The organism is Arthrobacter sp. 05T442, from assembly GCF_056395945.1.
This window is the reverse complement of the sequence record NZ_JBFTKM010000006.1, coordinates 44,264-67,217: the sequence shown is the minus strand read 5'-3', so window position 1 is coordinate 67,217 and position 22,954 is coordinate 44,264. Positions and strand designations below refer to the sequence as shown.

Below are 22,954 nucleotides of genomic sequence, written 5' to 3'. Positions count from 1 at the left end.
CCGGCCTCCGGTGTGCATGCAAGCATCACAGCGGCCTGATCCGCGCGCAACATTGTTCCCGCCCTGCGGTCCCCTGCATCCTGAGGTCCTCGATGGCAAGCGGTTCCACCCGGTCCGGAGCCACCCCGCAGCCGGCGGCCGCACCGCGCAGGAAAGCGCCGTTCATGGCACAGACCACCTCCGCGTGGCCGGCGGCGATGCGGTGGAAGGGGCAGTTCAACAGGACCAGCCCGCCCTCGCCGTCACCGTCGGGGCGGTACCCCTCCGAGGTGAGGAGCTCCGCGAAGCCCCCGGAACCGGCTGCTGCCTGCACTGTTGCGTGGCCTGCCGCCTCGCCCCGGGCGTACGCGGCCCGGAGCAGCGTCTCGCGCGGGGATCCGCCGCCTGACGTCGAGTCCTCGATCGCGGAGATTAACAGCTCGGCGGCCAGATCGTAGTTGCGGTCCGGAACCGAAGCCCCCACTTCCTCGACGGCGGCCCGGTAGAGCTTGGCGGGTCGGCCCGAACCGGGGCCTTCCCTGCCACCGAGCTTGCGGAATTCAACAGCCAGCAGTCCGTCGTGGACTAGCCGGTCCAGATGGAAGGAGGCAGTGCTCCTGGCGACGCCAAGGGCGGCGGCCGCGTCGTCCCGGCTGACGGCGCCTTCCGCCGACGCGACGAAATCAAACAGCCTCCGGCGGTTCTCGTCCCCCAGCGACGCCACGGCTGCAACCCTTCGGATCCAGGGAAGTTTGCTCATGGGACCAGCGTATCTCTAAAAACAAGATTCATTGCTTAATATCGGGTTGCGTTCTAAAATCAGAATATCCATTTTTAGAAGGAGCAAGCTATGAAATCTTCCCCAGTCCTCGCCGCACCGGCACAGTCCCTCGCGTCGGACCCGCACCGCCAGGCCTTCCTGTTGTTGCGGACCGTATTCACTGTCGCGCCGATCATCTTCGGCCTGGACAAATTCACCAACCTGCTGACCCACTGGACCATGTATCTCGCCCCGGTCGCGACGTCGGTCGTCCCGCTCCCGGCCCAATTCATCATGTACATCGTCGGCGTGGTTGAAATCATCGCCGGACTGGCGGTGGCCCTCCGGCCGCGGTTCGGCTCGGCACTGGTGGCCCTCTGGCTCCTGGGAATCATCGTGAACCTGATCGTGCTCGGCAGCTTCTACGACGTCGCGCTGCGCGACTTCGGACTGCTGGTCGCCGCCCTGGCACTGAACAGGCTCTCTCCGCGGAAAGCCGGGTAACCGGGGCCGTGTGCGGGGACCCGGGCGCCGGCGCGGCCAACGGCCGGGCGTGGGCCGGCTTTGCCACCGGCGCGGGCGGCCGGTCAGCCCGGCCTCCCGGACCAGCCGGGTCGCCGCGTGATTCCGGACCGGTCGCTCCCTGTACTACGCCAGGACCCGTACCGCCCGGGGAACGACGTCAATGCTCAGGGGCAGCGCCCCGATCCGCTCGCCGTCGGCGTACGCCACGATGTTCCCCGCTGCCAGCTCCACCCGGCGGATCCGGCGCAGATGAACCGCGGGATGCCCGACATGCCGGCCGGAGTACACCTTCGGAAACACTGCCAGCAAGCCGGCCCGGGACAGCGGACCGACGATGAACAGATCCAGGTAGCCGTCATCGAGGACGGCACCCGGTGCCACCTGCATCCCTCCTCCGATCGACTGGGCGTTGGCGACGGAAACCAGCATCGCCCGCTGCTCCCAGCGTTCGCCGTCGGCCGTGACGGTGTAGTTGATCGCCCGGAACGAGGCGAGTTCGCGGAGCATGGCGAGCTGATAGCGCAGTTTGCCCCGGGGCCAGCGCCAGTTGTTGGCCCGTTCGTTGACGGCGGCGTCAAAGCCGGCCGAGACCACGCCGGCGAACCAGCGGCACGTGCCTCCGGATGTGACCCGGCCGGCATCGATCATCCGGCCGCCGGCAGCGAGGGACGCGAGCACCTGTGCGCAGGCGGCCCGGGTGTTGTGCCGTGGCAGTCCCAGCGCCCGTGCCATGTCGTTCCCCGTACCTGTCGCAATAATGCCCAGCGGAACCTTGCCGTAACTGCCTTCCGCCGCACCGGAACCGGCGAGCGCGTTGATTCCGAGGTGGACCATACCGTCGCCGCCGACCACCACAAGGGCGTCGACGCCTGATTCGAGCGCGCCGTCAACGGCCGCGGCGAGCTCCGCGTAGCTGCCCTCGCACAGGAACAGGACGCCCGCCCCGGCCGCGCGGAAGTAGTCCGCCGCCTCTTTCCCCGCGTGCTGCCTGCGGCCAAACGATGCCCGCGGGTTGACGGCGACGGCGATTATCATGCGCTGAATTATGCCAGCGGCCGGGAACCATCCGTGCGGACGCGCTCGTTGTTCCTCCAGCCGGTTAAACTGGCCAGGCCGGACGTCCAGATGCGCTGGCCACACAACGTAAAGGATTCTTGCTTGACGCAGGGCAGCAGCTCGCATTACCAGGTCCTCAGGATCCCCGTGACGGCGACGGACAAGGAAATCAAGGTGGCCTACCGCAAGGCCGCCCGCATGGCCCACCCTGATCACGGCGGCGATCCGGCAGCCTTCCGGCGGGTGACCCTCGCCTACGAGACCCTGATCGACGCGAAGCGCCGCGCCGCCTACGACCGCTCCTATGGCAGCGGCTCCCGTGGCGCCTTCTCAACCGGTCCTGACGACGGCGCTGAGGGCGCGCACTTTGACGCCCCGGCGGCCGGAAGCCGCGCCTCCGCCCACGTGCGCCGCCCCAACACGCCGCGGAACACCGCCGCGGATGCGCCAGTCTACGTCCCGCCGTTCGAACACTTCGCCCCGGGCGGAGCTGTGCCGCTGATTCCGGAGGACACGGCACGGCAGCAGGTCCATGGCATGCCCCGCAAGCGCGGAATCTTCGGGGCCGAGGCGAGGATCCAGCGCGAACTGCGGACGGTACAGCTGATCAGCAGGCAGATCCTCCCGGCGATTCCGTCCGCCCGGCTCATCAACGGCCTGCAGTCGCCGGTGGACAACAGCCACATCGACCACGCACTGTTGGCCGGCTACCGCCTGGCCATCATCGGGTCCATGTTGCTGCCGCCAGGCGCCTATGCCTGGAACGGCAGCACACTGACGCACGGCGGACGTTCCATCGCCCCGCCCCATCTCGCCCACGTGGTGCGCCGGATGCAGGACATCTTCCCTGAGCTCAACGTCACCGGCTGGACCGTTGTGCACAGCACTGACGGCAACCTCCACGAACCGGTGATCGACCGGCACCGCAGGTCGCCCGCCGGGCAGGATGCCCGGGGAGACGCTTCCGACACAGTGCAGGTGGTCAACGCCGCCGGCCTGGCCCGCGGCCTCAAACAGTTCCTGGGTTCCGGACCGGCACCCAATACCGTCAATGTTCCCGTGCTCGCCCGCCTGCTGCGCGGTATGCACTAGCGCCTCCGGCGGCTGGCTAGGATGGAACCGTGTTCCGCATCCTCTTCCACACCCCCGAAATCCCCGGCAATACCGGCAACGCCATCAGGCTGGCCGCCATCACCGGTGCCGAACTGCACCTGGTGGAGCCACTTGGCTTTGATTTTTCCGATGCCAAACTCCGGCGGGCCGGGCTGGATTACCACGACCTCGCCGTCGTCACCGTCCATCCGGACATCGACGCGGCGTGGGCGGCGCTGAAGCCGGAGCGCGTCTTCGCCTTCACCTCCGACGGTGAAGCGTCCTATACGGAGATCCGCTACGTCCCGGGCGATATCCTGCTCTTCGGCCGGGAATCCGTGGGCCTGCCCGAGGACATCAAGCACGACCCGCATGTGACGTCGCGGGTCCGCCTGCCGATGCTGCCGGCCCTGCGCTCGTTGAACCTTGCCAATGCTGCGTCGATTGCCGTGTATGAGGCCTGGCGCCAAAACGGGTTCGCCGGTGCCAGGCTCTAACGCCCTGCCGCTACACGGAATTTTCCCGCAGCGCCGGCCCATCCGATTCCCCGGCTGCGCCGAATCACCTGTGTAGGCCGTTTCAGGGCCTAAGGCCAGGGAGACGGGGAAGGGAGTGAGGAGCGGTACGTGACAACAACTCAGGTTCAAAGACGCCCTGACCGGCAGTGCACGGCCGGCCAAGCCTCCCAAGCCGGACATCCTGGCCCGGGATCGGCGGCCGGGACCTTATGCTTGAAGGTGATGGAAACTCCCAACGCCCCGAATCCCGAGGCCACCGCTCCCCCGGGCGCTGCAGCCGACGTCAACCGCCGGCTTGGCATGCTGCTCGGACAGATTGCCCAGGGAGACCAGGGTGCCTTCGCGGAGTTCTACGAACTGACTTCCCGGCGGGTTTTCGGCATGGCACGCAGGGTCCTGATTGACACCGAGCTCAGCGAAGACACCACCCAGGAGGTCTTCCTCCAGGTCTGGCAGAACGCGTCCAGGTTCAACCCCGATGCCGGCAGCCCGCTCGCCTGGCTCATGACGATCTCGCACCGCCGCGCCGTGGACAAGGTCCGTTCCTCGCAGTCCGCCACCGACCGGGAAGCGAAATACGGCGCCAGCAGCCAGGAAATCGACCACGACTCCGTCTCGGACGAGGTCGGCAGCCGGCTTGAAGCCGAGGCCGTCGTCCGTTGCCTGGCGACCCTGACGGATACGCAGCAGGAGTCCGTGCGGCTCGCCTACTACGGCGGCCTCACTTACCGGGAAGTCGCAGAGAAGCTGAACGCGGCGGTTCCCACCATCAAGTCCCGCATCCGCGACGGACTGATCCGACTGAAGACCTGTCTGGGGGTGAGCTGAGATGACCGACATGAACGCACAGAACAACGGACGCGTCGCCGGCGGCTTCGCGGCTGATATCGCCACCGACCTCGCCTCGGGGCGGGCCGCTGACCTCGCCGAGGTCTTCGCCCTCAACGCCGTCGACGACGCCGAACGGTCCGCCATCGAGCGCTACCTCGCCTCGGCCCCTGTTGCTGAGCGGACCGCCTTCAACGAGCGCGTACGCCAGGCTCAGGAGACGCTCGCCACCAGCTTCACCACGGAGGAGGAACCTCCGGCCGGACTGCTGGACCGGATCATGGCGTCCCTCCCTGCGCAATCAGCTGCATCGATGGCTGGCCCCGGGCAGGCTCCGGACCGGACCGGCTCCCCGGTGTCCCCCGTGGTGGCGAAACCGATCCGGGAAGCCCCGGAAGAACCTGTCCCCGATGAGCTCAGCGCGGCCCGGCAGCGCCGGGAAGAACGACGCCGGCCGCAAGGGATGCGCAATTGGCTCATCGGCGTCGCGGCCGCCGCAGTCATCGCCTTGGGCGGGGTGGGTGTCGGCGCCTACGTGGCCAACCAGAACGATCCGCTCAACCAGGTCATGCAGGCCGGGGACGTCCGCCAGGCCACCGTCGACGTTGCAGGAGGGGGCACAGCCACCGTGTCCATCTCCTCGTCGAAGGACGCGGTTGTGGTGAAGATGAATGGGGTGCCCGCACCGCCTGCCGGCAAGGTCTACCAGATGTGGCTGATTCCCAAGGACGGCTCGGCGCCAGTGTCGCAGGGCCTCATGGATGCCCAGGCGCTGTCGAAGCCGGCCGTCGTCAAGGGCATCGGCTCGGCCGCTTCCCTCGGCATCACGGTCGAACCCGTCGGCGGATCAACCAGCCCGACCCTTCCGACCGTGGCCGCCGCACCGCTCGGAGCCTAGCTCCCGGCGGTGGCGCCCCCGGGCGCAGGCACCGGACTCAACGAATCCGGACACAGCAAAGCCGCGCAGTCCATGGAACCCTGAAAGGATCCACGGACTGCGCGGCCTGGTTGTTTAACCCGCTGTCCGGGGCAGCCGGGCCGGGTCGCAACCCGGCGGCAATCCCCCTAGATGATCAGCGAGAGCAGCATCACGAAGCCGAAGCCCACCACGGAGATCAGCGTCTCCATGACGGACCAGGTCTTGAACGTCTGGCCGACGGTGAGGCCGAACAGTTCCTTGACCAGCCAGAAGCCGGCGTCGTTGACGTGGGAGAGGAACAGCGAGCCGGCGCCGATGGCGAGGGCCAGCAATGCCGCGTGCGTGGGCGACAGCGAGCTGGCAAGCGGCGCGACGATGCCGGCAGCCGTCACAGTGGCGACGGTTGCAGAACCCGTGGCGAGCCGCAGGGCGACCGCGACGATGAAGCCGAGCACGAGGACGGACATGTTGGTGCCCTCGGCCCACTTCTTGACGGCATCTCCGACGCCGGCGCCGATCAGGGTCTGCTTGAAGCCGCCGCCGGCACCGACGATCAGCAGGATTGCGGCGATCGGGCCGAGGCTGGCGCCGATCTTGGTCGTGATCCTGGGTCCGGTGAAGCCCACGGCGTAGCCGAAGGTGACGATGGCCAGCAGCACGGCCAGGGTCATCGCGACGAGCGGCTGGCCGATGAAGTCGAAGAACGTCCGGATGGCCGGGGCCGTCTTGGGGTCGGACCAGAGGATGTCCATGACGGCTTTGAGGAGCATGAGCACCACCGGGAAGATGATGGTCAGCAGCGTTACGAGGAAGCTCGGCTGGCGCTTGAGGCCTTCCATGTCCGCGCCGTGCTCAGTGTCGATGCCGCCCGCGACGGCGGGGGCCCCGACGGGGACCCACCGTGCGGCAAGCCGGGAAAAGAGCGGCCCGCAGATGATGACCGTGGGGATGGCCACGAGGAGACCGAGTGCCAGGGTAGTGCCGAGTTCGGCCTTGACGGCGCTGATCGCGATCAGCGGTCCGGGGTGCGGCGGCACGAGCCCGTGCAGCACGGACAGGCCCGCGAGCGCCGGAATGGCGATGCGCATGAGGGGCATCTTGGAGCGCTGGGTGACCAGGACGACCACGGGAAGCAGCAGCACCAAGCCGATCTCGAAGAACATCGGCAGCCCGATGATCACCGCGACCAGTGTGATGGCCCAGACTGTCTTGTTGCCGCTGGCCTTGGCCAGCAGCGTGTCCACGACGCGGTTGGCTCCGCCGGAGTCGGCGAGGAGCTTGCCCAGCATCGCGCCGAGGGCAATGAGGAGGCCGACTTCCTTCAGGACGCCGCCAACTCCGTCCTCGAAGTTGCTGATGACGTTTGCCAGTCCCACTCCGGAGGCGAGGCCCACGAAGGCCGAGCCGAGGACGAGGGCCAGGAAGGGGTGGAGCTTGAACTTGGCAATGAGCACCACGATGAGTGCGATGCCAATGCCGGCCACCACCAGAAGTTGGGTGTCGTGGCCGTTCCAGGCCTCGACGGCAGCCGGAAGCTGCGTTGCTGTCAGAGAATTCAAAACATTTCCTTCGTGCGCTGTCGTTGCGTGGAGGCTCAAGGCCTGGCGGCGTCGGCAGCGTCGAGATTCAGTCGGTCGATGATTTCCTGTGCTTCGTCCGCAGGTGTCGCGGAGACGCACAGGCTAATGAAGTTTTCGTCCGCAGTGGGCGCTTCGAGCGCTTCAAACTGGGACTCCAGCAGGGCGGGGGGCATGAAGTGCCCGTGCCTGGAAGCGAGCCGGTCCGAGATCCGGTCCTTGCTGCCCTCCAGGAAGACGAACACGACCCCTTCGCCGCGCAGGACGTCGCGGTAGCGCTTCTTGAGGGCCGAACAGGTCACGACGCCGGGGGTCCCGGCCGCTGTGTGCGCCCTGATCCAGTCGGCGATGATTTCCAGCCAGGGCCAGCGGTCCTCGTCGGTCAGCGGCTGGCCTGCGTGCATCTTCGCCACATTGGACTCAGGGTGCAGGTCGTCGCCTTCTGCAAGATCCCAGCCCAGCCTGCCGGCCAATAGTCCGGCCACGGTTGATTTGCCCGATCCTGAGACCCCCATGATCACAAGGACGGGGTGCTGCGCAGTCTTCGCCATCAAAGTCTGCCTTCCATCAAATAAATATGATTTAAACAGAGGCAAGCATATGACAGAGGTTACATTCCGGCAACCTCAGAACCCGGCGATGGTCTCCGGACCGTTGACTGTTACGACGTGGAAGGCCTCGGCGCTGCGCCCGGGCGGCAGCCCCGCGCGTTCGCCCGTGTGCAGCATGAGTCCGCGCACCGTCCGTTCCATCGCGTCCGCATCGGGATGCTGGCTGACGTGGATGTGGATGGCTTCGACCTTGCTGTCCACGTGCCCGGTGACATCGACGAAGTGGTTCTCGCGTTCCTCCGGCCCTGCGAAGAGCCACAGCCAGGGCAGCTTGTACGCGTCGAGCCCGGCGGCGGCCAGCTCCGGGTAGGCAAAAGGGTTCTCCAGCGCAGGATAGACAGCCCGGGTCACGGCCTCCCCCACGGCCAGGTGGTCCGGGTGGCTCTTCTGGATCCGGTTCCAGTTGCGTTCAGGATGCATCGACAGCACGACGTCGGGCCGGAGCTGCCGGATCAGGCGCACCACTTCGCGCATCACGTCGTGCGAGGGTTCCAGGAAACCGTCCCGCTCGTGCAGGTAGTGGATGTCCGAAACGCCGACCAGGGCGGCGGCGCGCTTCTGCTCCGCCGTGCGAAGCCGCACGATTTCCTCGCGTAGCGCCGGATCGAAGCCGCCGGCATCGCCGTCGGTCATGATGCAGTAGCTGACCTGGACTCCGGCGGCAGTCCACGCGGCGATCGTGCCAGCGGCGCCGAAATCGATGTCGTCCGGGTGCGCGGTGAAACAAAGGACCCGCTCGATCCGGGATGTCCCCGGATCGAACGGGCTTTGCGCCGCGGTGGCGTTGGTGGGCATCCGATCAGCCTCTGCGCTTCTTGATTTCTTCGGTCGCCTGCGGCAGGACCTGGAACAGGTCCCCGACGATCCCGAAGTCCGCGATTTCGAAGATCGGCGACTCGGCGTCCTTGTTCACCGCCACGATCACCGTGGCGGTCTGCATGCCGGCTTTCTGCTGGATGGCGCCCGAGATCCCGGCGGAGATGTAGAGCTGGGGGGAGACGGTCTTGCCGGTCTGGCCCACCTGGGCGTCGTGGCCGATCCAGCCGGCGTCCGTGGCGGCACGCGAGGCCCCGATGGCAGCACCCAGAACATCGGCGAGGTCTTCCACCGGGCCGAAGTTGCCGTCCACGCCGCGGCCGCCGGCCACGACAATCCGTGCCTCGGACAGGTCGGGGCGGCCGCTGCTCGGCTTGTCGCTGCGGGCCGTGATCCTGGCGGCCGCAGCCGTGGCATCGGCAGGAACGTCCACGGTGACGGACCCGGGTGCCGTGGCCGTCACAGCTGGCTCCGGCGTGATGCTGTTGGCCTTGACGGTCAGCACGGAGACCGGTGTCGTGGCCCTGGCCGTGGTGGTGTAGGAACCGGCGAGCACCGACTTGTGGGCCGTCCCGTCCGGGTCCACGGCCACGACGTCGGTGATGACGCCGGCGCCGAGCTTGATGCCGAGACGCGCCGCGACTTCCTTGCCTTCGGCGGAGTTCTCGGTGAGGACCACGGTTGCCTCCGAGGCCGCCGCGGCCGCCGCCAGGAAAGCCGCTTTGGGGCCCACAAGGTAATCGTCCAGGTTCTCGGCGGACGGGCGGTAGAGCGCCTGGGCGCCGTAGGCTGCCAGGGCCGCGCCGGCGTCAGTGTGCAGTTCGCCGTTGAATGCGACGGCCGCCTCCCCGAGGGAACGGGCGATGGTGAGCAGCTCGAGGCTGGACTTTTTCAGCGCCTGGCCGGGGTTGTCAATGAAAACGAGTACTTTTGCCATGTCTGGATTTCCCCTTAGAGCAGCTTCTGTGCGGCCAGGAACTCGACCAGCTGGACGCCGGCATCGCCTTCGTCAGTGATGATGGTGCCTGCCGTGCGCGGTGGACGTGCTTCGGCTGTCGTGACCGCGGTCCAGGAACCGGTCAGCCCGACCTGCGCCGCGTCCACGCCGATATCGGCAAGGCTCAGCGTGGTGATGGTCTTCTTCTTGGCCGCCATGATGCCCTTGAAGTTCGGGTAGCGGGGATCGTTGATCTGGTCGGTGACCGAGACAACGGCCGGCAGCGCGGCCTCGATGGTATCGGTGTGGGCGTCGCCGTCGCGGCGGGCGGTGAGCTTGCCGCCGTCGAGCTCCAGCGACGACGCGAAGGTCACCTGCGGCAGGCCCAGGCGCTCGGCGAGCTGGGCCGGGACCAGGGAGGTTTCGCCGTCGGTGGACGCCATGCCCGTGAGGATCAGGTCCGCGGGGGTGTCGGCGCCGAGGTGGCGGATCGCCGCGGCGAGCGCCAGCGAGGTGGCTGCGGCGTCGGAGGCTGCCAGGGCCTCATCGCTAAGGTGAACGCCTTCGGTCGCGCCGATCTGCAGCGACTTCTTGACAGCGTTGACCGCGCCGGCGGGTCCCATGCTCAAGGCGATGACCTTGTTGCCTGCAGCCTCTCCGCCGCGGGCTTCGCTGAGCTGCAGCGCGGCTTCGAGGGCGTACTCATCCAGCTCGGACAGGATGCTCTCGGAGCGATCGGTCGTGTGGCCCCCGCCCGTGAGGTGCCGGTCGAACTGGGCGTCAGGGACGTGCTTGACCAGCACGATGATCTTCAATGTCTCTTCCACTGTGTTTGCAGCAGCCTTCCATGCGGGTGGACAGCCGCCCCTGGGGGCATGGCCACGGAACGCCCGGAGTGCCGGGTTGTTCCTAGCTAACCATATTGCGGCTCCCGTACGGCGCCTGGGTTAACGCCCGTGTCAGCACGGTCTCCGGCCGAGTTACGGACCCGGGCCTGCGGATAGGCGGCCGAGGCAACACGGAGGCCGGGCAGCACCGTATGGTGCTGCCCGGCCTCCGTGTTGCTGCGGCCCCTTGCTGCGGCTGCGTTTCCTACTGGTCGGCTGCCGCGCCGAGGGTCACGTCGAGTTGCTGCTCCTGCCCGGCGCGCAGGACCGTCACCTTCACCGTGGCGCCGGCGGCTTGTTCGCGCACCGCCGCAGTCAGCTGGTTGGGGTCGCTGATGGCCAGGTCCTGGAACTTCGTCACGACGTCGCCCACCTTGATTCCGGCCTTGTCGGCGGCGGAACCGGACTCGACGGTGGCCACTTCCGCGCCCACCGAGAACCCGGAAGCGGACGTGCTCGCAGTCTTGGCCTTGACGCTCACGCCAAACTGTCCGTGCGTGGCCTTCCCGTTGCTGATGATCTCCTGCGCGACGCGCTTGGCGTTGTTGATCGGGATGCTGAAGCCCACGCCGATGTTGCCGCTGCTGCTGCCGCTGCTTGAATCTCCTCCGGCCGAGGCGATGGCGACGTTCACGCCGATGATCTCACCCTTGGTGTTCACCAGCGCGCCGCCCGAGTTACCCGGGTTGATGGCCGCGTCGGTCTGGATGACGTTGAGCGAGATGGACCCCTGGTTCGCAGTGCTCTGCCCCTGTCCGCCGCCTGGCGGGGCGAACTGGAAACCCTGGTCACCGCCCTGGGAGTTGTCGGTGCCGTCCTTGGGAGCGGCTGAGGAGGCAACGCTGATGGTGCGGTTCAGCGTCGAAACGATACCGTCCGTCACGGTCCCCGTGAGGCCAAGCGGGGATCCGATGGCGACGGCGGTGTCCCCGACGTTGAGCTTGCCGGAGTCGCCCAGTGTTGCGGGGACGAGCCCGGACGCGTTGTCGATCTTGACGACGGCAAGATCGGAGAGCGGATCGGTGCCGACGATCTTCGCACTGTACACCTTTCCGTCACTCGTGCGGACCTCGACGGCGGCCTTGGCCGTCTTACCGTCGAGCGTGACCACGTGGGTGTTGGTGAGTATGTGGCCGTCGGCGTCCAGGATGATTCCCGAGCCCGTGCCGCCGTCGCTGCCGCTGGTCGCCTTGATGGTCACGACGCTTGGCGAGGCTTTCAGGGCGGCTGCGGTGATGGCGTTGACGTCGTCCTTGTTGTTCACGATCACCGGGCCGGACTGGCTGGAATTGTTGCTGGCAACAGTCGTGGGCCTGTTCGTCAGCAACGCGCTGCTGCCGGCGACGACGCCGCCGCCGATCAGGCCGGCGGCAAGGATGCTGGCCACGAGGGTCGGCACGCCGAACGCCGCTTTGCGCTTGGGGGCGTGGGCGGGGTTGTTTCCATAGCCCGGGTTGGACGGGTAGGGCGGCCCTGAGGCCGGCTGGCCGCCGGAGTAGGCGCCGTAGTGGGACTGGCTCGTCTGCCCGAAAGCGCCCGCCTGCTGCTCGGGGCTGTGGCCCTGCTGCCCCTGCGGGGGCTGTCCGCCGGAAGCGGCCGGCGCGCCGAACTGCTGGGTGTCCGGCGCGGCGTGCTGGCCGTAGGCGGGCTGGTGCTGCGGATAGACCGGTCGCGGGGAACCGTCCCCGGACTGGTCCAGCCGGAGGGTCGGATTCTCGTGGGCTGATTCCGGCGCTCGGGCGTCTTGCGGCTCCGAAGAGCCCTCACGCGGCTGGGCCGGCTCCCGGTTCTCTGGTGACGCACCCTGCACTGGGTTCTCAGTCATAAGACTTCCTTTCATCCTCGTCTGCCATTAACTATGGACGCTTTGACTGATACTAGAGCGCACGTTTGCTGGGAGGTTCCTGAACGGCGCGGCAGAGGTCCGCAACTGACTATTTGAACGCTACATCGCGTTTCGCTGGTGGCATATTCCCGTTGGTGGACGGCCATTCGGGTGCACCATAGAATCAAATGGAATTGCCACAGCGACCTGCGGCTTTACATCTGCGTGGGGGCGCTGCTGCATTCTGTGATGACTGGTTCGACCGAACCGGTCACAGAAGTGCTGAAGGGTTGCACATGCGGTCTAAGTTCAATCAATTCCTCGCCATTCTTGGCGTCGCTGGATTGCTGGCACTGCCTGCCGCTCCGGCCCTGGCCGAAGATCCGGTGACCATCCCGTCCGGCTCGAATGTCGTGGACAACGCAAACGTCCTCGGCAACCGCAAGGCCGAAGTCCAGGACGCCGTACAGAACCTGCTCAAGGACCACAAGTACAACCTGTACGTGGTGACCGTGAATTCCTTCGAGAATCCGTCCGACCCTGCCGGCTGGGGGCAGGCCGTGGCAACCAAGAAGAAGATGGGCAACGCCGACGTGCTCCTGGCGATTTCCACCGCCGGCCAGTACTACTTTGCGCCGAGCACAGCCAGCCCGATTTACTCCAAGAAGTCGAACATTACCCAGAATGCCATCACGGTGAACCTCGCCGGCGGCAAGAAGGACTACGCGCAGGCGGCCATTGACACCGCGGCGGCGGTCGGCGATGCCGCCGGCGGCGGCAGCGGATCGGTGCCCTCCGGGGCCGGCGCCGGCAACGGCGTTCTCGTGGGAGTCGGCGTCGTCGCGGCCGGCGGTGTCGGCACGTACCTGTACCTCCGCAACCGCCGCAAGAAGGCAGGCCAGGGAACCGGCCCGGGCTACGGGCCCCAGGGTGCCGATTTGGACCCGCTGGCCGGGCTGAGCGTGCAGGAACTGCGCCGGAAGAGCGACTCGCTGCTGATCGAGGCCGACGACGCCATCAAGTCCAGCGAGCAGGAGCTTGGCTTCGCCCAGGCCCAGTACGGTGATTCGGCCGTCGGCAACTTCACGAAGGCTTTGCAGGACGCCAAGGCCCACATGTCAGAATCCTTCAAGCTGCAGCAGCAGCTCGACGACCATATTCCGGACACCGAAGAACAGCAGCGCTCCTGGCTCGGCGAAATTATCCGCCGGGCCGAAGCCGCCCTTGCATCCCTCCAGGAACAGAAGGCGGACTTCGACTCGCTCCGGGAACTGGAGAAGAACGCCCCCCAGGCCCTCGCCGCGGTAGCTGCGGGAGCCACCGAGGCAGGGGCGAAGATTGCCAGCTCGGAACAGTCGCTGACCGAGCTGCGGGCCAAGTACGCTGACAGCGCCCTGGCGCAGGTTGCCGACAACATCAGCCAGGCCAAGGACCGGCTCGCGTTCGTGCAGAACGCCTCGGCCACGGCCCAGGAGAAGCTCGGCACGGGCGAAACCAGCCTGGCCGCGGTCGCCGTCCGGGCGGCGGAAGAAAGCCTGCACCAGACGAACGTGCTGATCGGCGCCATCACCAAGGTCGCCGGAAGCCTGGACGAGGCACGCAACGGGCTGGAATCCGCCGTCGTCGACACCTCCCAGGACCTGGCACAGGCGCGGGCGATGATCCAGTCCGGAGCCCACCCGGAGCTCGCCGGTCCCGTGGCCGCGGTCGAAGCCGCGCTGGCCGCGGTCAAGGCCGAGATCCAGGGCGGCAGGATCGACCCCATCGCCACACTGGCCAGGGTCGAGACGGCGCATCAGTCACTGGATGCCTCCCTCACCGGGATCCGTGACCAGCAGGAGCAGGCGCGCCGGGCGCAGGCCTCGCTGCAGCAGAGCATCATGTCGGCCCAGGCGCAGATCAGCGCAACGTCGGACTACATCACCGCGCGCCGGGGCGGCGTGGGCACCGAGGCACGCACGCGCCTCGCTGAAGCCCAGCGGAACCTGGACTACGCCTTGTCCATCTCGCGCACCGATCCCGTCACTGCGTTGCAGTACGCCCAGCAGGCGTACTCGCTCGCGGCCCAGGCAGCCCAGCTGGCGCAGTCGGACGTCGACCACTTCGGCGGCTACGCCAACCAGGGCTACGGCCGTGGCGGGATGTTCGGGGGCGGTGGAGGCGGAGGCCTGGGGGGTGCCATCCTTGGCGGCATCCTGATCAACTCCATCCTCCACGGCGGCGGAGGCGGCGGCTGGGGCGGTGGAGGCGGCGGCGGTATGTTCGGCGGGGGCGGCGATTCCGGCGGAGGCTGGGGCGGCGGTGATTTTGGCGGCGGCGGTGGCGGCGATTTCGGCGGCGGGGACTCCGGCAGCTTCTAGGCCGCTGCAGGCGGGCACGGACTAAGGGCCTCGCGGCCGCGCCGGCGGGATCGACGGCCGGCGGATAGCAGTACGCAATAGATCATCTGTTCACGGAATTCAGTGGGAACCACTGAGCAGGACGAAAGGTAACACCATGAAGCAGTCCATTTTCGGCCGCATGGCGCAACTGGCGAAGGCCAACATCAATTCCCTGCTGGACCAGGCTGAGGATCCGCAGAAGATGCTGGACCAGATGGTCCGCGACTACACGAACAATATCGCCGAGGCCGAGTCCGCGGTGGCCCAGACCATCGGCAACCTGCGCATGCTCCAGGATGACTACAACGAGGACGTCAAGAACGCCCAGGACTGGGGCAACAAGGCCCTCGCAGCGTCACGGAAGGCCGACGAGTACCGCGCCAAGGGAGACGTCGGCGACGCGGAGAAGTTCGACAACCTCGCCAAAGTGGCCCTCCAGCGCCAGATGTCCTCGGAGAACGAGGCGAAGTCGGCACAGCCCAGCATTGCGTCACAGACCGAGGTGGTGGACAAGCTCAAGCACGGGCTGGACCAGATGAAGGGCAAGCTCAACGAGCTCACCAGCAAGCGCAACGAGCTTGTGGCCCGCTCCAAGACCGCCGCGGCGCAGACCCAGGTGCATGATGCCCTCAAGAGCATCGACTTCATGGACCCCACATCCGAAGTGGGCAGGTTCGAAGAAAAGATCCGCCGCGAAGAAGCCAAGGTCCGCGGCCAGCAGGAACTCGCCGCGTCCAGCCTGGATGCGCAGTTCAACTCGCTGGAAGACCTCGGCGAGCAGACCGAAATCGAGGCGCGGCTGGCAGCCCTGAAGTCCGGCGGAGCCCCCGCGGCCATCGGAACGGGCAACAGCGCAGCTGCCGGCTCCTCGGTCGTCGACGAAGCCGACTTCGACAAGCTCTAGCCCGTCCCCGGCGGCTTTCCGCCGACTGCACAGGCCGGGCCGCGGCGAAGGATCCCGGAAGTCCGGGATTATCCGCCGCGACCCGGCCTCTGCTGTGCCGCTACCTGCTGTGCCGCTACCTGCGGGCACGCGTGTACCTTCCCGGCGTGTACCGTGGATTCATGTCTTCGGAAACCGCATCTTCGACCGTCGTCTGGCTCCGCGATGACCTCCGCCTGGATGACAATCCGGCGCTGACGGAAGCCGCGGCGCTGGGGCACCCCCTCACCGTTGTCTACGTGCTGGATGAGGCCTCGCAGGGCGTCCGCCCCCTGGGCGGGGCGGCGAAGTGGTGGCTGCATCACTCCCTGGCCGCGCTTGCCGCCTCGTTGGAGGCCGCGGGCTCGCGGTTGCTGCTCCGTCGCGGGCCGGCCGCCGAGGTCATCCAGGAACTCACGGCGGAAACGGCCGCCACGAGCCTGCTCTGGAACCGCCGCTATGGCGAGCCTGAACGCACCATCGACGCCCGGGTGAAGGGCTGGGCCGCGGACCAAGGCGTCAGTGCAAGCAGCTTCCAGGCCAATCTCATGTTCGAGCCATGGACGGTGCGCACCGGCGCTGGAGGGCCGTACAAGGTCTTCACGCCGTTCTGGCGCGCATGCCTCGACCAGACGGACCCGCGGCTGCCCCTCGAGGCGCCGGACCGGCTGCCGGCGTCCGCCCGGCGGCCCGGCGGCGGGCTGCCGGACGGCGACGCGCTCGAGGACTGGGGGTTACTCCCCCGCCGGCCGGACTGGAGTAAAGGACTGGCCCGGACGTGGAGTCCCGGGGAGTCCGGCGCCCACAGCCGGCTCGAGGACTTCCTCGACGGCCCTGCCGCAGAATACGGCACCGGACGGAACATCCCCGGCGTCGAAGGCACCAGCAGGCTGTCCCCGCACCTTCGTTTCGGCGAAATCAGCCCGTTCCGGATCTGGCACGCCCTCCGTGAGCGCTTCCCGCACCAGCCCCCGGCCGACGTCGGGATCTTCCGTTCGGAACTGGGCTGGAGGGAATTCTGCTGGCAGCTGCTGTACGAGAACCCGGCCCTGGCAATCCGGAATTACCGGCCGGATTTCGACCACTTCGCCTGGCAGACGCCGTCGGACGCCGAGCTGGAAGCCTGGCAACACGGCCAGACCGGGTACCCGCTGGTTGACGCCGGCATGCGCCAGCTCTGGCAGACCGGCTGGATGCACAACCGTGTCCGGATGGCGGCCGCATCCTTCCTGGTGAAGAACCTGCTGGCCGACTGGAGGCTGGGCGAGGCCTGGTTCTGGGACACCCTGGTGGACGCAGATGCCGCGAGCAACCCGGCCAACTGGCAGTGGGTGGCGGGCTCCGGCGCGGATGCCTCCCCGTATTTCCGTATCTTCAACCCTGTCACGCAGAGCAGGAAGTTCGACTCCGCCGGCGCCTACCTTCGCCAGTACATCCCCGAACTCGCGGCGCTGGACGGCAAGACAATCCATGAGCCGTGGAAAGCCACGGGCACCGTGCTCGGCGACCCGGCCCCGGACTACCCCGGACCCATCGTGGGGCTGCCGGAATCCCGTGCCCGGGCCCTGGAGACGTACCAGCGGCTCAAAGAGGGCTAGCCAGCGCTGACGACTCGGCCGGGAAAGGCTGCGCAGGACGCACCTGACACGCCCGGAATTTACACACGTTTTGTCCTATAACCCCGTATAACCCCGGTCCGCAGTTTCGCGGGACAACAAGAAAGGCCCGGAACAACAGATCCGGGCCTTTCTCTTCATTCCATGGTTGCGGGGACAGGATTTGAACCTGTGACCTCTGGGTTATGAGCCCAGCGAGCTACCGAACTGCTCCACCCCGCGTCGCTTGATCAACACTACCCTAGTTTGGGGGCCGCCCCGACCACACCCGGATTGAGGGTCCGGCCGTGACCCGTTTCCGTCCCGGACGGGTCGTGGCCGCGGGCTTCCACGTGGTCCTGATCGTGGGCCAGCTGATGCACTCGTCCCGAAGAACCTCTCCGTGCCCGCGACCTGCGCGACCCGCGTGGCGACGCTCCTTCCCAGTTGCTGGCCGCCGGGACCGGTCTCGGGCCCGTGGAACCCCTGGATTGCCGGGGTCCGGGGCAGCCCGCGCAGGAGCAACCGGGCAGGAGCGTCGCCCATCCGCTCAGTCCCTTGCGAGCTCGGCTTACGTGGCCAGCTTTCGGCCCTTCCATTCCTCCGCAAGGATGGCGTAAACCACTTCCGGGGCCCATCCCCCCCTGTAGTGCCACTTGTCGGCCTGAGTGGACTCCAGGCGCATGCCGAGGCGTTCGCACAGCGCGGCGCAGGCTGACCGTTCGGGGCGGATGGGACGATGCACTTCCGCCATGGCCCCAAAGCCGCCCATCGATTGCTGCGCAGGTGCCGTTTTGGGCGGCCAAAAGGGCCGCTACGGAGCAGCCGACGGGGGAAGGACGCCGGCGGTTGCCTCGGCGATCGCGCGTTCCCCGTCCGTCGGCACGAGAGGCTCCGGGATGGCCGACTCGGGTCTGGAAATTATCCGGGACTCCTTGGACCGCTCACGGTTCGGGCCCGGGCCGAGCCGCACGCCCCAGGGCGCCGAGCCGCTCCGCAACGCGGGCCCTGAACTGGTGCGGGTTTCAAGGGGCCCGACTGGTCGCTAAAGCAGAAAGCCCGGAACACTTTGTCAGTGTTCCGGGCTTTCCCTCCAGTTGCGGGGACAGGATTTGAACCTGTGACCTCTGGGTTATGAGCCCAGCGAGCTACCGAACTGCTCCACCCCGCGTCGCACTCACAACTCTACCTGCCGCCGAACTTGAGACCAAATTGAGGCGGCGTGACGTGCATCTCGCCTCACAGCCCGGGATGCGCAAAAGCCGGGCCTCCCCCGCCGTTGGCGAGGGAAACCCGGCCTGCTGATGCATCGGCTGCCGGTCGTCAGCTGCTGGGTGTCGGTGCAGGCGTTGCCGACGGCGACGCCGTGCCGCCAGGGGTAGGCGTCGCCGGCGCCGGAGTTGCCGGCGCTTCCAGCTTGCCCTCGGCGGCGACCGCCTTCTGCAGCGCGGCAGCGAGCCGCTTCTGCTGGTCCCCGTAGGCTGCGAAGTCGCCCCTCGCGAGGGCTTCCTGGCCGGCCTTGATGGCCCCGTTCGCATCATCCAGGGCTGCCTTCAGCTCCGCCTTCGCATCGGTACTGGGTGCCGGGGTGCCGCCAGGGGCCGGCGTGGCCGGGACTTGGCCCTTGTTGGCCGAGTCACCGGCCGTTGCTCCGGAGTTGCCGCCGAACAACTGGTTCAGCGCTTCATCAAGGGTGGGTGCGAACCCGATCTTGTCACCGAACGCCACCAGCACCCGCTGGAGCGTCGGGTACGACGTTTCGCCCGTGGACCGCAGGTACACCGGCTGCACATAGAGCATGCCGCCGCCCACGGGCAGTGTCAGTAGGTTGCCGTTGAGTACAGCCGAAGCGCCCTGGCGCAGCAGGTTCAGGGCCTGCGACACGGTGGGATCGGAGTTGAACTTGTTCTGCGCCTGACCGGGGCCCGGCACCTGGGTTTCGGGCGGGATCTGCAGCAGCCGGAGCTGTCCGTAGCTGTCCGCCTTCACGCCCTTCTGGTTGCCGGCGTCCGAATCGGCGGCGAGGAAGCCGTACATGACGTTCCGGGCTGCGCCATTGACCACCTGGGGAATGAACGAGGAGGTCAGCTGGAAGGCAGGCTTCTGCTGGTCCGGCATCTGCAGGGACATGTAGAACGGCGGCTGCTTGACCTCATCCTTGACAGTGGGATCGTTCGGCACGCTCCACGCGTCGTCGTTCTTGTAGAAGCTGTCCGCCTGGGTGACGTGGTAGCGGCCCAGGAGCTCGCGCTGGACCTTGAACAGGTCCTCCGGGTAGCGCACGTGGCTCATGAGGTCGCCGGACATTTCCGAGTACGGCTTCAGGGACGTCGGGAAGATACTCTGCCAGGCCTTCAGCATCGGGTCCTGGTCGTCCCACGCGTACAGCGTCACCGAACCGTCATAGGCATCCACGGTGGCCTTGACCGAGTTGCGGATGTAGTTGACCGAGCTGTTCGGCAGCGCCGCGGTGCGGCCCGCCGTCGTCTGTGAGTCGGCGGTGGCGGCGGAGAGCTGCTCCTGCTGGGAGTACGGGAAGTAAGGGCTGGTGGTGTAGCCGTCCACGATCCACTTCACCCGGCCATCGACCACGGCCGGATACGCGCTGCCGTCCACGGTCAGGTACGGCGCGACCTTTTCCACGCGGTCGCGGGGATTGCGGTCATAGAGGATTTGCGAATTCGCGTTCACGCCGTCCGAGAGCAGCAGGTCCGAGGACTGGAACTTGATCGAGTACAGGACCTTGTTGAAGAAACTGCCCACGTTCGGGCCGCCGTTGCCGGTGAAGGTGTATTGCGTGTCACCGCCGCCTTCGGAGGTCGCGGGCCGGTCCTGTTCCCGGTGCGGGGCACCGTCAGGGGCGCCGACGATCGAGTAGTCGGGCGAGTTCTGGCCGAAATAGATGCGGGGCTGGTAGGTCTGGTCAGTGCCCAGGACACCGGTGGACGGGATACCCGACTGCAGGAAGTCCGGCTTGCCGTCCACGGTGAATTTGTTGCCCTTGGCGGCGACGACTCCATAGCCGTGGGTATAGACCACATGCCGGTTCAGCCACGACTGCTGGTTGGTGCTGAGCCCGTCAGGGTTGAGTTCACGGACCGCGATGACCGTGTCCTGGATCTTCCCGTCCACCGTGTACCGGTCCACGTTCAGCGCGCTCGGGAACTGGTAGTAGGGCCGGTACTGCTGGATCTGGGAGAAGGCATCGGAGATCAGGTTGGGGTCCAGCAGGCGGATGTTGGCCGTCGTCTGCGCGTCCGGGGCCAGTGCGCCGGTCGTGGCGGTGGTGGTGGCGTTGTAGACCTTCTCCTGGATCTTATCCAGGCCGTAGGCGGCGCGGGTCATGCTGATGTTCCGCTCGATGTAGCTCTTCTCGAGAGTCTGCTCCGAGGGGCGCACCTGGAACTGCTGGATGACCCAGGGGTAGACGCCGCCGGCCAGGATCGAGGTGATGATCAGCATGGCGGTGCCGATGACGGGCAGCCGCCACTTGCCGATTACCGCGGCAACGACGAAGAGCACGGCCACGAGCACCGCGGCCACGGCCAGGATCGATTTCGTTGGTATGACGGCGTTCACGTCCGTGTACAGGGCGCCGGCCCAGCGGCCGCCGTTGCTCTGCACCGTGGAGTAGCGGTCCAGCCAGAAATTGACGCCCAAGAGCATGAGGAACGCCGCGCCCGTCACCGCGAGATGGATCTGGGCGGCGCGGCTGGTGAAAATGCCCCGCTCCATGATCCGGATGCTGCCATAGAGGTAGTGCGTGAGGATGCCCGCCAGACCGGCGACGACGGCGACGCTGATCAGGAAGCCGGTGACGAAACCCAGGAACGGCAGGGTCATCAAGTAGAAGCTGATGTCCAGGCCGAACTGGGGGTCGTTCTGCCCGAACGGCTGCTCGTGCATGAACAGGAGGACTTTTTGCCACTGGCTGGCTGCGGCGCTGCCGGCGAAGAGGCCGAACAGCACGGGCAGGCCGAGCATGACCACGCGGCGCACCGGTTCCAGCTGGATCTGGTAGCGGTTGAGGTTGTCCCGGATTTCGGAATCGGGGGCATAGACCGGACGTGCGTGGTACGCGATCCGGATGGCGTAGAACATGGCGGCGAACATGATCGCGAAACCGGCGGCGAAGATGATGATCTTTGCCAGGTTTTCCGTCAGGAAGACTTCGAAGAAGCCCAGCTGCTGGTACCAGAGGACGTCCGTCCAGACATTGGCGAAGAATATGAACCCGACCACGATCAGGGCGACGACGATCAGCGTCGGCGTGAGGGCGCCGCGTCGTGTCGGGAGTCTTCCGGGCGGGACAGTGCTGGCGGGACGGGACAAACTCGGTACCTCATAGCTGGTCGTCAAATACTGGTTTTTAGTTATCAGTCAGTGCGTTGATTCGATGCATGTGATGAAGTGTTGATGCATTGTATCGGCAGCAACTCCCATGATTGCCACGAGTGGCGGAAGAGCTTAGTTCCGCGGTCAGTCTAGTTCCTGGTGCAGGCAGGAAGACCGGATATGTCGGCACCTGACGCGGCCAGTTCGACGGCTTTCCGCGCGTCGGCCAGATTCTCGACTTTGACCACCTGGAGTCCGTCGGGAATGTGCCCCACGACGTCGTCACAGTTGGCGGCCGGGGCCAGGAACAGGGAGGCCCCGCCAGAGCGTGCGCCGTGCATTTTCTGGCCGATCCCGCCGATGGGGCCTACGGCGCCGTCGGGAGTAATGGTTCCGGTGCCGGCAATGTGTTTGCCGCCGGTGAGGTCGCCGGGTGTCACGGTGTCGATGATCCCGAGGGCGAACATCATGCCGGCGCTGGGGCCGCCCACCTTGTCGAGGGAGATCTTGACGTCGAACGGGAACGTGAACTTGTACTGCAGGATCACGCCCAGGACGAAGCGGCCAGCGGAACTCTTGGTGGGGGTGATGGTCGCGGCAACCCTGGTGCCGGCACGGTCCACGACGACGGTAACGGGTGCCCCGTTGCCCGCTGCCAGTTCCGCCTGGACGACCCCGAGGCTCGTGATGGGCTTGTCGTTGATGGAGACGAGAACGTCGCCTTCTTTGAGCTTTCCGTTCGAGGCGGAGCCATCGGGAAGGCTCGCGATCTGCATTTTCTGCTCGAACGGGATGTTCAGGTCCTTCAGGGCCGCGGCGACGGCGTTCTCCTGGGAGGTTGTCATCGCCGTAGCGCTCTCCTGCTGGGACTGCTCCTTCGTCACTCCGCTGGGAAAGATCAGCTCCTGCGGATAGACGGCTTTGCTCCCGTTCAGCCACGCCGAGAACGCCTCGAAGACAGTGACGGGACCATTGGGGCCGCCGTCGACGTACACCGTGGTGAGGTCCAGGCTGCCCTTGGCGGGAAACACGTCGTGGCCTGTGACGCTAATGACCGGCTTGCCGTTGTCCTCGCCGAGCGTGTTGAACGTGGGTCCGGGAGATTCGACGACGTAGGGGACGGGGAGGCTCATCGCCGTCACGCCGAGTGCCACCGTGAGCAAGCCCGACACCAGCATGGCCGAGGACCTCTTGTCGCGCCTCCTGGGGGCTCGGGCTCCGAAGAGAAGCCCCCTTTGGCCCGGGGCCCGGCTGTCCGCTGGGTCGCTGGCGGGCTGCTCGCCCTGGCTATTCGTCAATGAAGGACCTCTCCGTACCGGCGCGGGTGGGCCCTGCGGGCCCGCGGACAGCGCACTAGGGCCACAGCCTAACCCGAGGCTGCCGCCCGCAAA

General features: G+C 66.9%; 18 protein-coding genes and 2 tRNA genes. 8 read left to right on the top strand and 12 right to left on the bottom strand.

The features are described from left to right. Window positions 1-25 precede the first annotated feature (25 nt). A complete protein-coding gene (locus AC1DES_RS08360) occupies window positions 26-739 on the bottom strand; it encodes a helix-turn-helix transcriptional regulator (protein ID WP_476895234.1) in 714 nt (237 codons plus the stop codon). A gap of 90 nt (window positions 740-829) precedes the next feature. Between AC1DES_RS08360 and AC1DES_RS08355 the strand changes: the two genes are divergently transcribed. Beyond that, window positions 830-1,243 (top strand): hypothetical protein, encoded by a 414-nt coding sequence (locus tag AC1DES_RS08355; protein ID WP_476895233.1) that lies wholly within the window; start codon window positions 830-832, stop codon window positions 1,241-1,243. 144 nt (window positions 1,244-1,387) lie between these two features. Here the strand turns inward: AC1DES_RS08355 and AC1DES_RS08350 are convergent, their stop codons facing one another. Continuing rightward, window positions 1,388-2,299, bottom strand: a complete 912-nt coding sequence (locus tag AC1DES_RS08350; protein WP_476895232.1) for a diacylglycerol/lipid kinase family protein — start codon at window positions 2,297-2,299, stop codon at window positions 1,388-1,390. A 123-nt stretch (window positions 2,300-2,422) separates the two neighbouring features. Between AC1DES_RS08350 and AC1DES_RS08345 the strand changes: the two genes are divergently transcribed. The 4 genes from AC1DES_RS08345 to AC1DES_RS08330 all read left to right on the top strand — a co-directional run bounded on the left by AC1DES_RS08345 (window position 2,423) and on the right by AC1DES_RS08330 (window position 5,656). Next, window positions 2,423-3,412: a J domain-containing protein gene (locus tag AC1DES_RS08345; RefSeq protein WP_476895231.1), complete on the top strand. Its 990-nt coding sequence runs from the start codon at window positions 2,423-2,425 to the stop codon at window positions 3,410-3,412. A gap of 29 nt (window positions 3,413-3,441) precedes the next feature. Beyond that, complete coding sequence (locus AC1DES_RS08340; protein WP_476895230.1) at window positions 3,442-3,909, top strand: tRNA (cytidine(34)-2'-O)-methyltransferase; 468 nt, start codon at window positions 3,442-3,444, stop codon at window positions 3,907-3,909. Window positions 3,910-4,152: 243 nt separating this feature from the next. Then, on the top strand, window positions 4,153-4,758 hold the full coding sequence (locus AC1DES_RS08335; protein ID WP_476895229.1) for a sigma-70 family RNA polymerase sigma factor: 606 nt from the start codon (window positions 4,153-4,155) through the stop codon (window positions 4,756-4,758). Between the two features lie 10 nt (window positions 4,759-4,768). Further along, a complete protein-coding gene (locus tag AC1DES_RS08330) occupies window positions 4,769-5,656 on the top strand; it encodes an anti-sigma factor (RefSeq protein WP_476895228.1) in 888 nt (295 codons plus the stop codon). 167 nt (window positions 5,657-5,823) lie between these two features. Here the strand turns inward: AC1DES_RS08330 and AC1DES_RS08325 are convergent, their stop codons facing one another. The 6 genes from AC1DES_RS08325 to AC1DES_RS08300 all read right to left on the bottom strand — a co-directional run bounded on the left by AC1DES_RS08325 (window position 5,824) and on the right by AC1DES_RS08300 (window position 12,330). Next, the gene (locus tag AC1DES_RS08325; RefSeq protein ID WP_476895318.1) at window positions 5,824-7,227 is read right to left on the bottom strand and encodes a GntT/GntP/DsdX family permease; all 1,404 of its coding nucleotides are present in this window, start codon (window positions 7,225-7,227) and stop codon (window positions 5,824-5,826) included. 44 nt (window positions 7,228-7,271) lie between these two features. Continuing rightward, window positions 7,272-7,805 carry a gluconokinase gene (locus tag AC1DES_RS08320; RefSeq protein WP_476895227.1) on the bottom strand — a complete coding sequence of 178 codons (534 nt, stop codon included), beginning with the start codon at window positions 7,803-7,805 and terminating at the stop codon, window positions 7,272-7,274. Between the two features lie 75 nt (window positions 7,806-7,880). After that, complete coding sequence (locus AC1DES_RS08315; protein ID WP_476895226.1) at window positions 7,881-8,660, bottom strand: PIG-L deacetylase family protein; 780 nt, start codon at window positions 8,658-8,660, stop codon at window positions 7,881-7,883. A gap of 4 nt (window positions 8,661-8,664) precedes the next feature. After that, window positions 8,665-9,618, bottom strand: a complete 954-nt coding sequence (locus tag AC1DES_RS08310; RefSeq protein WP_476895225.1) for an electron transfer flavoprotein subunit alpha/FixB family protein — start codon at window positions 9,616-9,618, stop codon at window positions 8,665-8,667. A gap of 14 nt (window positions 9,619-9,632) precedes the next feature. Further along, complete coding sequence (locus AC1DES_RS08305) at window positions 9,633-10,433, bottom strand: electron transfer flavoprotein subunit beta/FixA family protein (protein ID WP_476895317.1); 801 nt, start codon at window positions 10,431-10,433, stop codon at window positions 9,633-9,635. Window positions 10,434-10,710: 277 nt separating this feature from the next. After that, entirely contained in the window at window positions 10,711-12,330 is a 1,620-nt protein-coding gene (locus AC1DES_RS08300; RefSeq protein ID WP_476895224.1) for a S1C family serine protease, read from the bottom strand. Window positions 12,331-12,626: 296 nt separating this feature from the next. Here AC1DES_RS08300 and AC1DES_RS08295 point away from each other — a divergent pair, with 296 nt between their 5' ends. The 3 genes from AC1DES_RS08295 to AC1DES_RS08285 all read left to right on the top strand — a co-directional run bounded on the left by AC1DES_RS08295 (window position 12,627) and on the right by AC1DES_RS08285 (window position 17,231). After that, window positions 12,627-14,690 carry a TPM domain-containing protein gene (locus AC1DES_RS08295; protein WP_476895223.1) on the top strand — a complete coding sequence of 688 codons (2,064 nt, stop codon included), beginning with the start codon at window positions 12,627-12,629 and terminating at the stop codon, window positions 14,688-14,690. Window positions 14,691-14,826: 136 nt separating this feature from the next. Further along, window positions 14,827-15,615: a PspA/IM30 family protein gene (locus AC1DES_RS08290; protein WP_476895222.1), complete on the top strand. Its 789-nt coding sequence runs from the start codon at window positions 14,827-14,829 to the stop codon at window positions 15,613-15,615. A 161-nt stretch (window positions 15,616-15,776) separates the two neighbouring features. Further along, the gene (locus tag AC1DES_RS08285) at window positions 15,777-17,231 is read left to right on the top strand and encodes a cryptochrome/photolyase family protein (protein WP_476895221.1); all 1,455 of its coding nucleotides are present in this window, start codon (window positions 15,777-15,779) and stop codon (window positions 17,229-17,231) included. Window positions 17,232-17,394: 163 nt separating this feature from the next. Here the strand turns inward: AC1DES_RS08285 and AC1DES_RS08280 are convergent. The 4 genes from AC1DES_RS08280 to AC1DES_RS08265 all read right to left on the bottom strand — a co-directional run bounded on the left by AC1DES_RS08280 (window position 17,395) and on the right by AC1DES_RS08265 (window position 22,861). Then, window positions 17,395-17,471: transfer RNA gene (locus AC1DES_RS08280), tRNA-Met, on the bottom strand. 854 nt (window positions 17,472-18,325) lie between these two features. Beyond that, window positions 18,326-18,399: transfer RNA gene (locus AC1DES_RS08275), tRNA-Met, on the bottom strand. A gap of 152 nt (window positions 18,400-18,551) precedes the next feature. After that, a complete protein-coding gene (locus AC1DES_RS08270) occupies window positions 18,552-21,560 on the bottom strand; it encodes a UPF0182 family membrane protein (RefSeq protein WP_476895316.1) in 3,009 nt (1,002 codons plus the stop codon). 152 nt (window positions 21,561-21,712) lie between these two features. Next, a complete protein-coding gene (locus tag AC1DES_RS08265) occupies window positions 21,713-22,861 on the bottom strand; it encodes a YlbL family protein (protein ID WP_476895220.1) in 1,149 nt (382 codons plus the stop codon). Window positions 22,862-22,954: the final 93 nt, after the last annotated feature.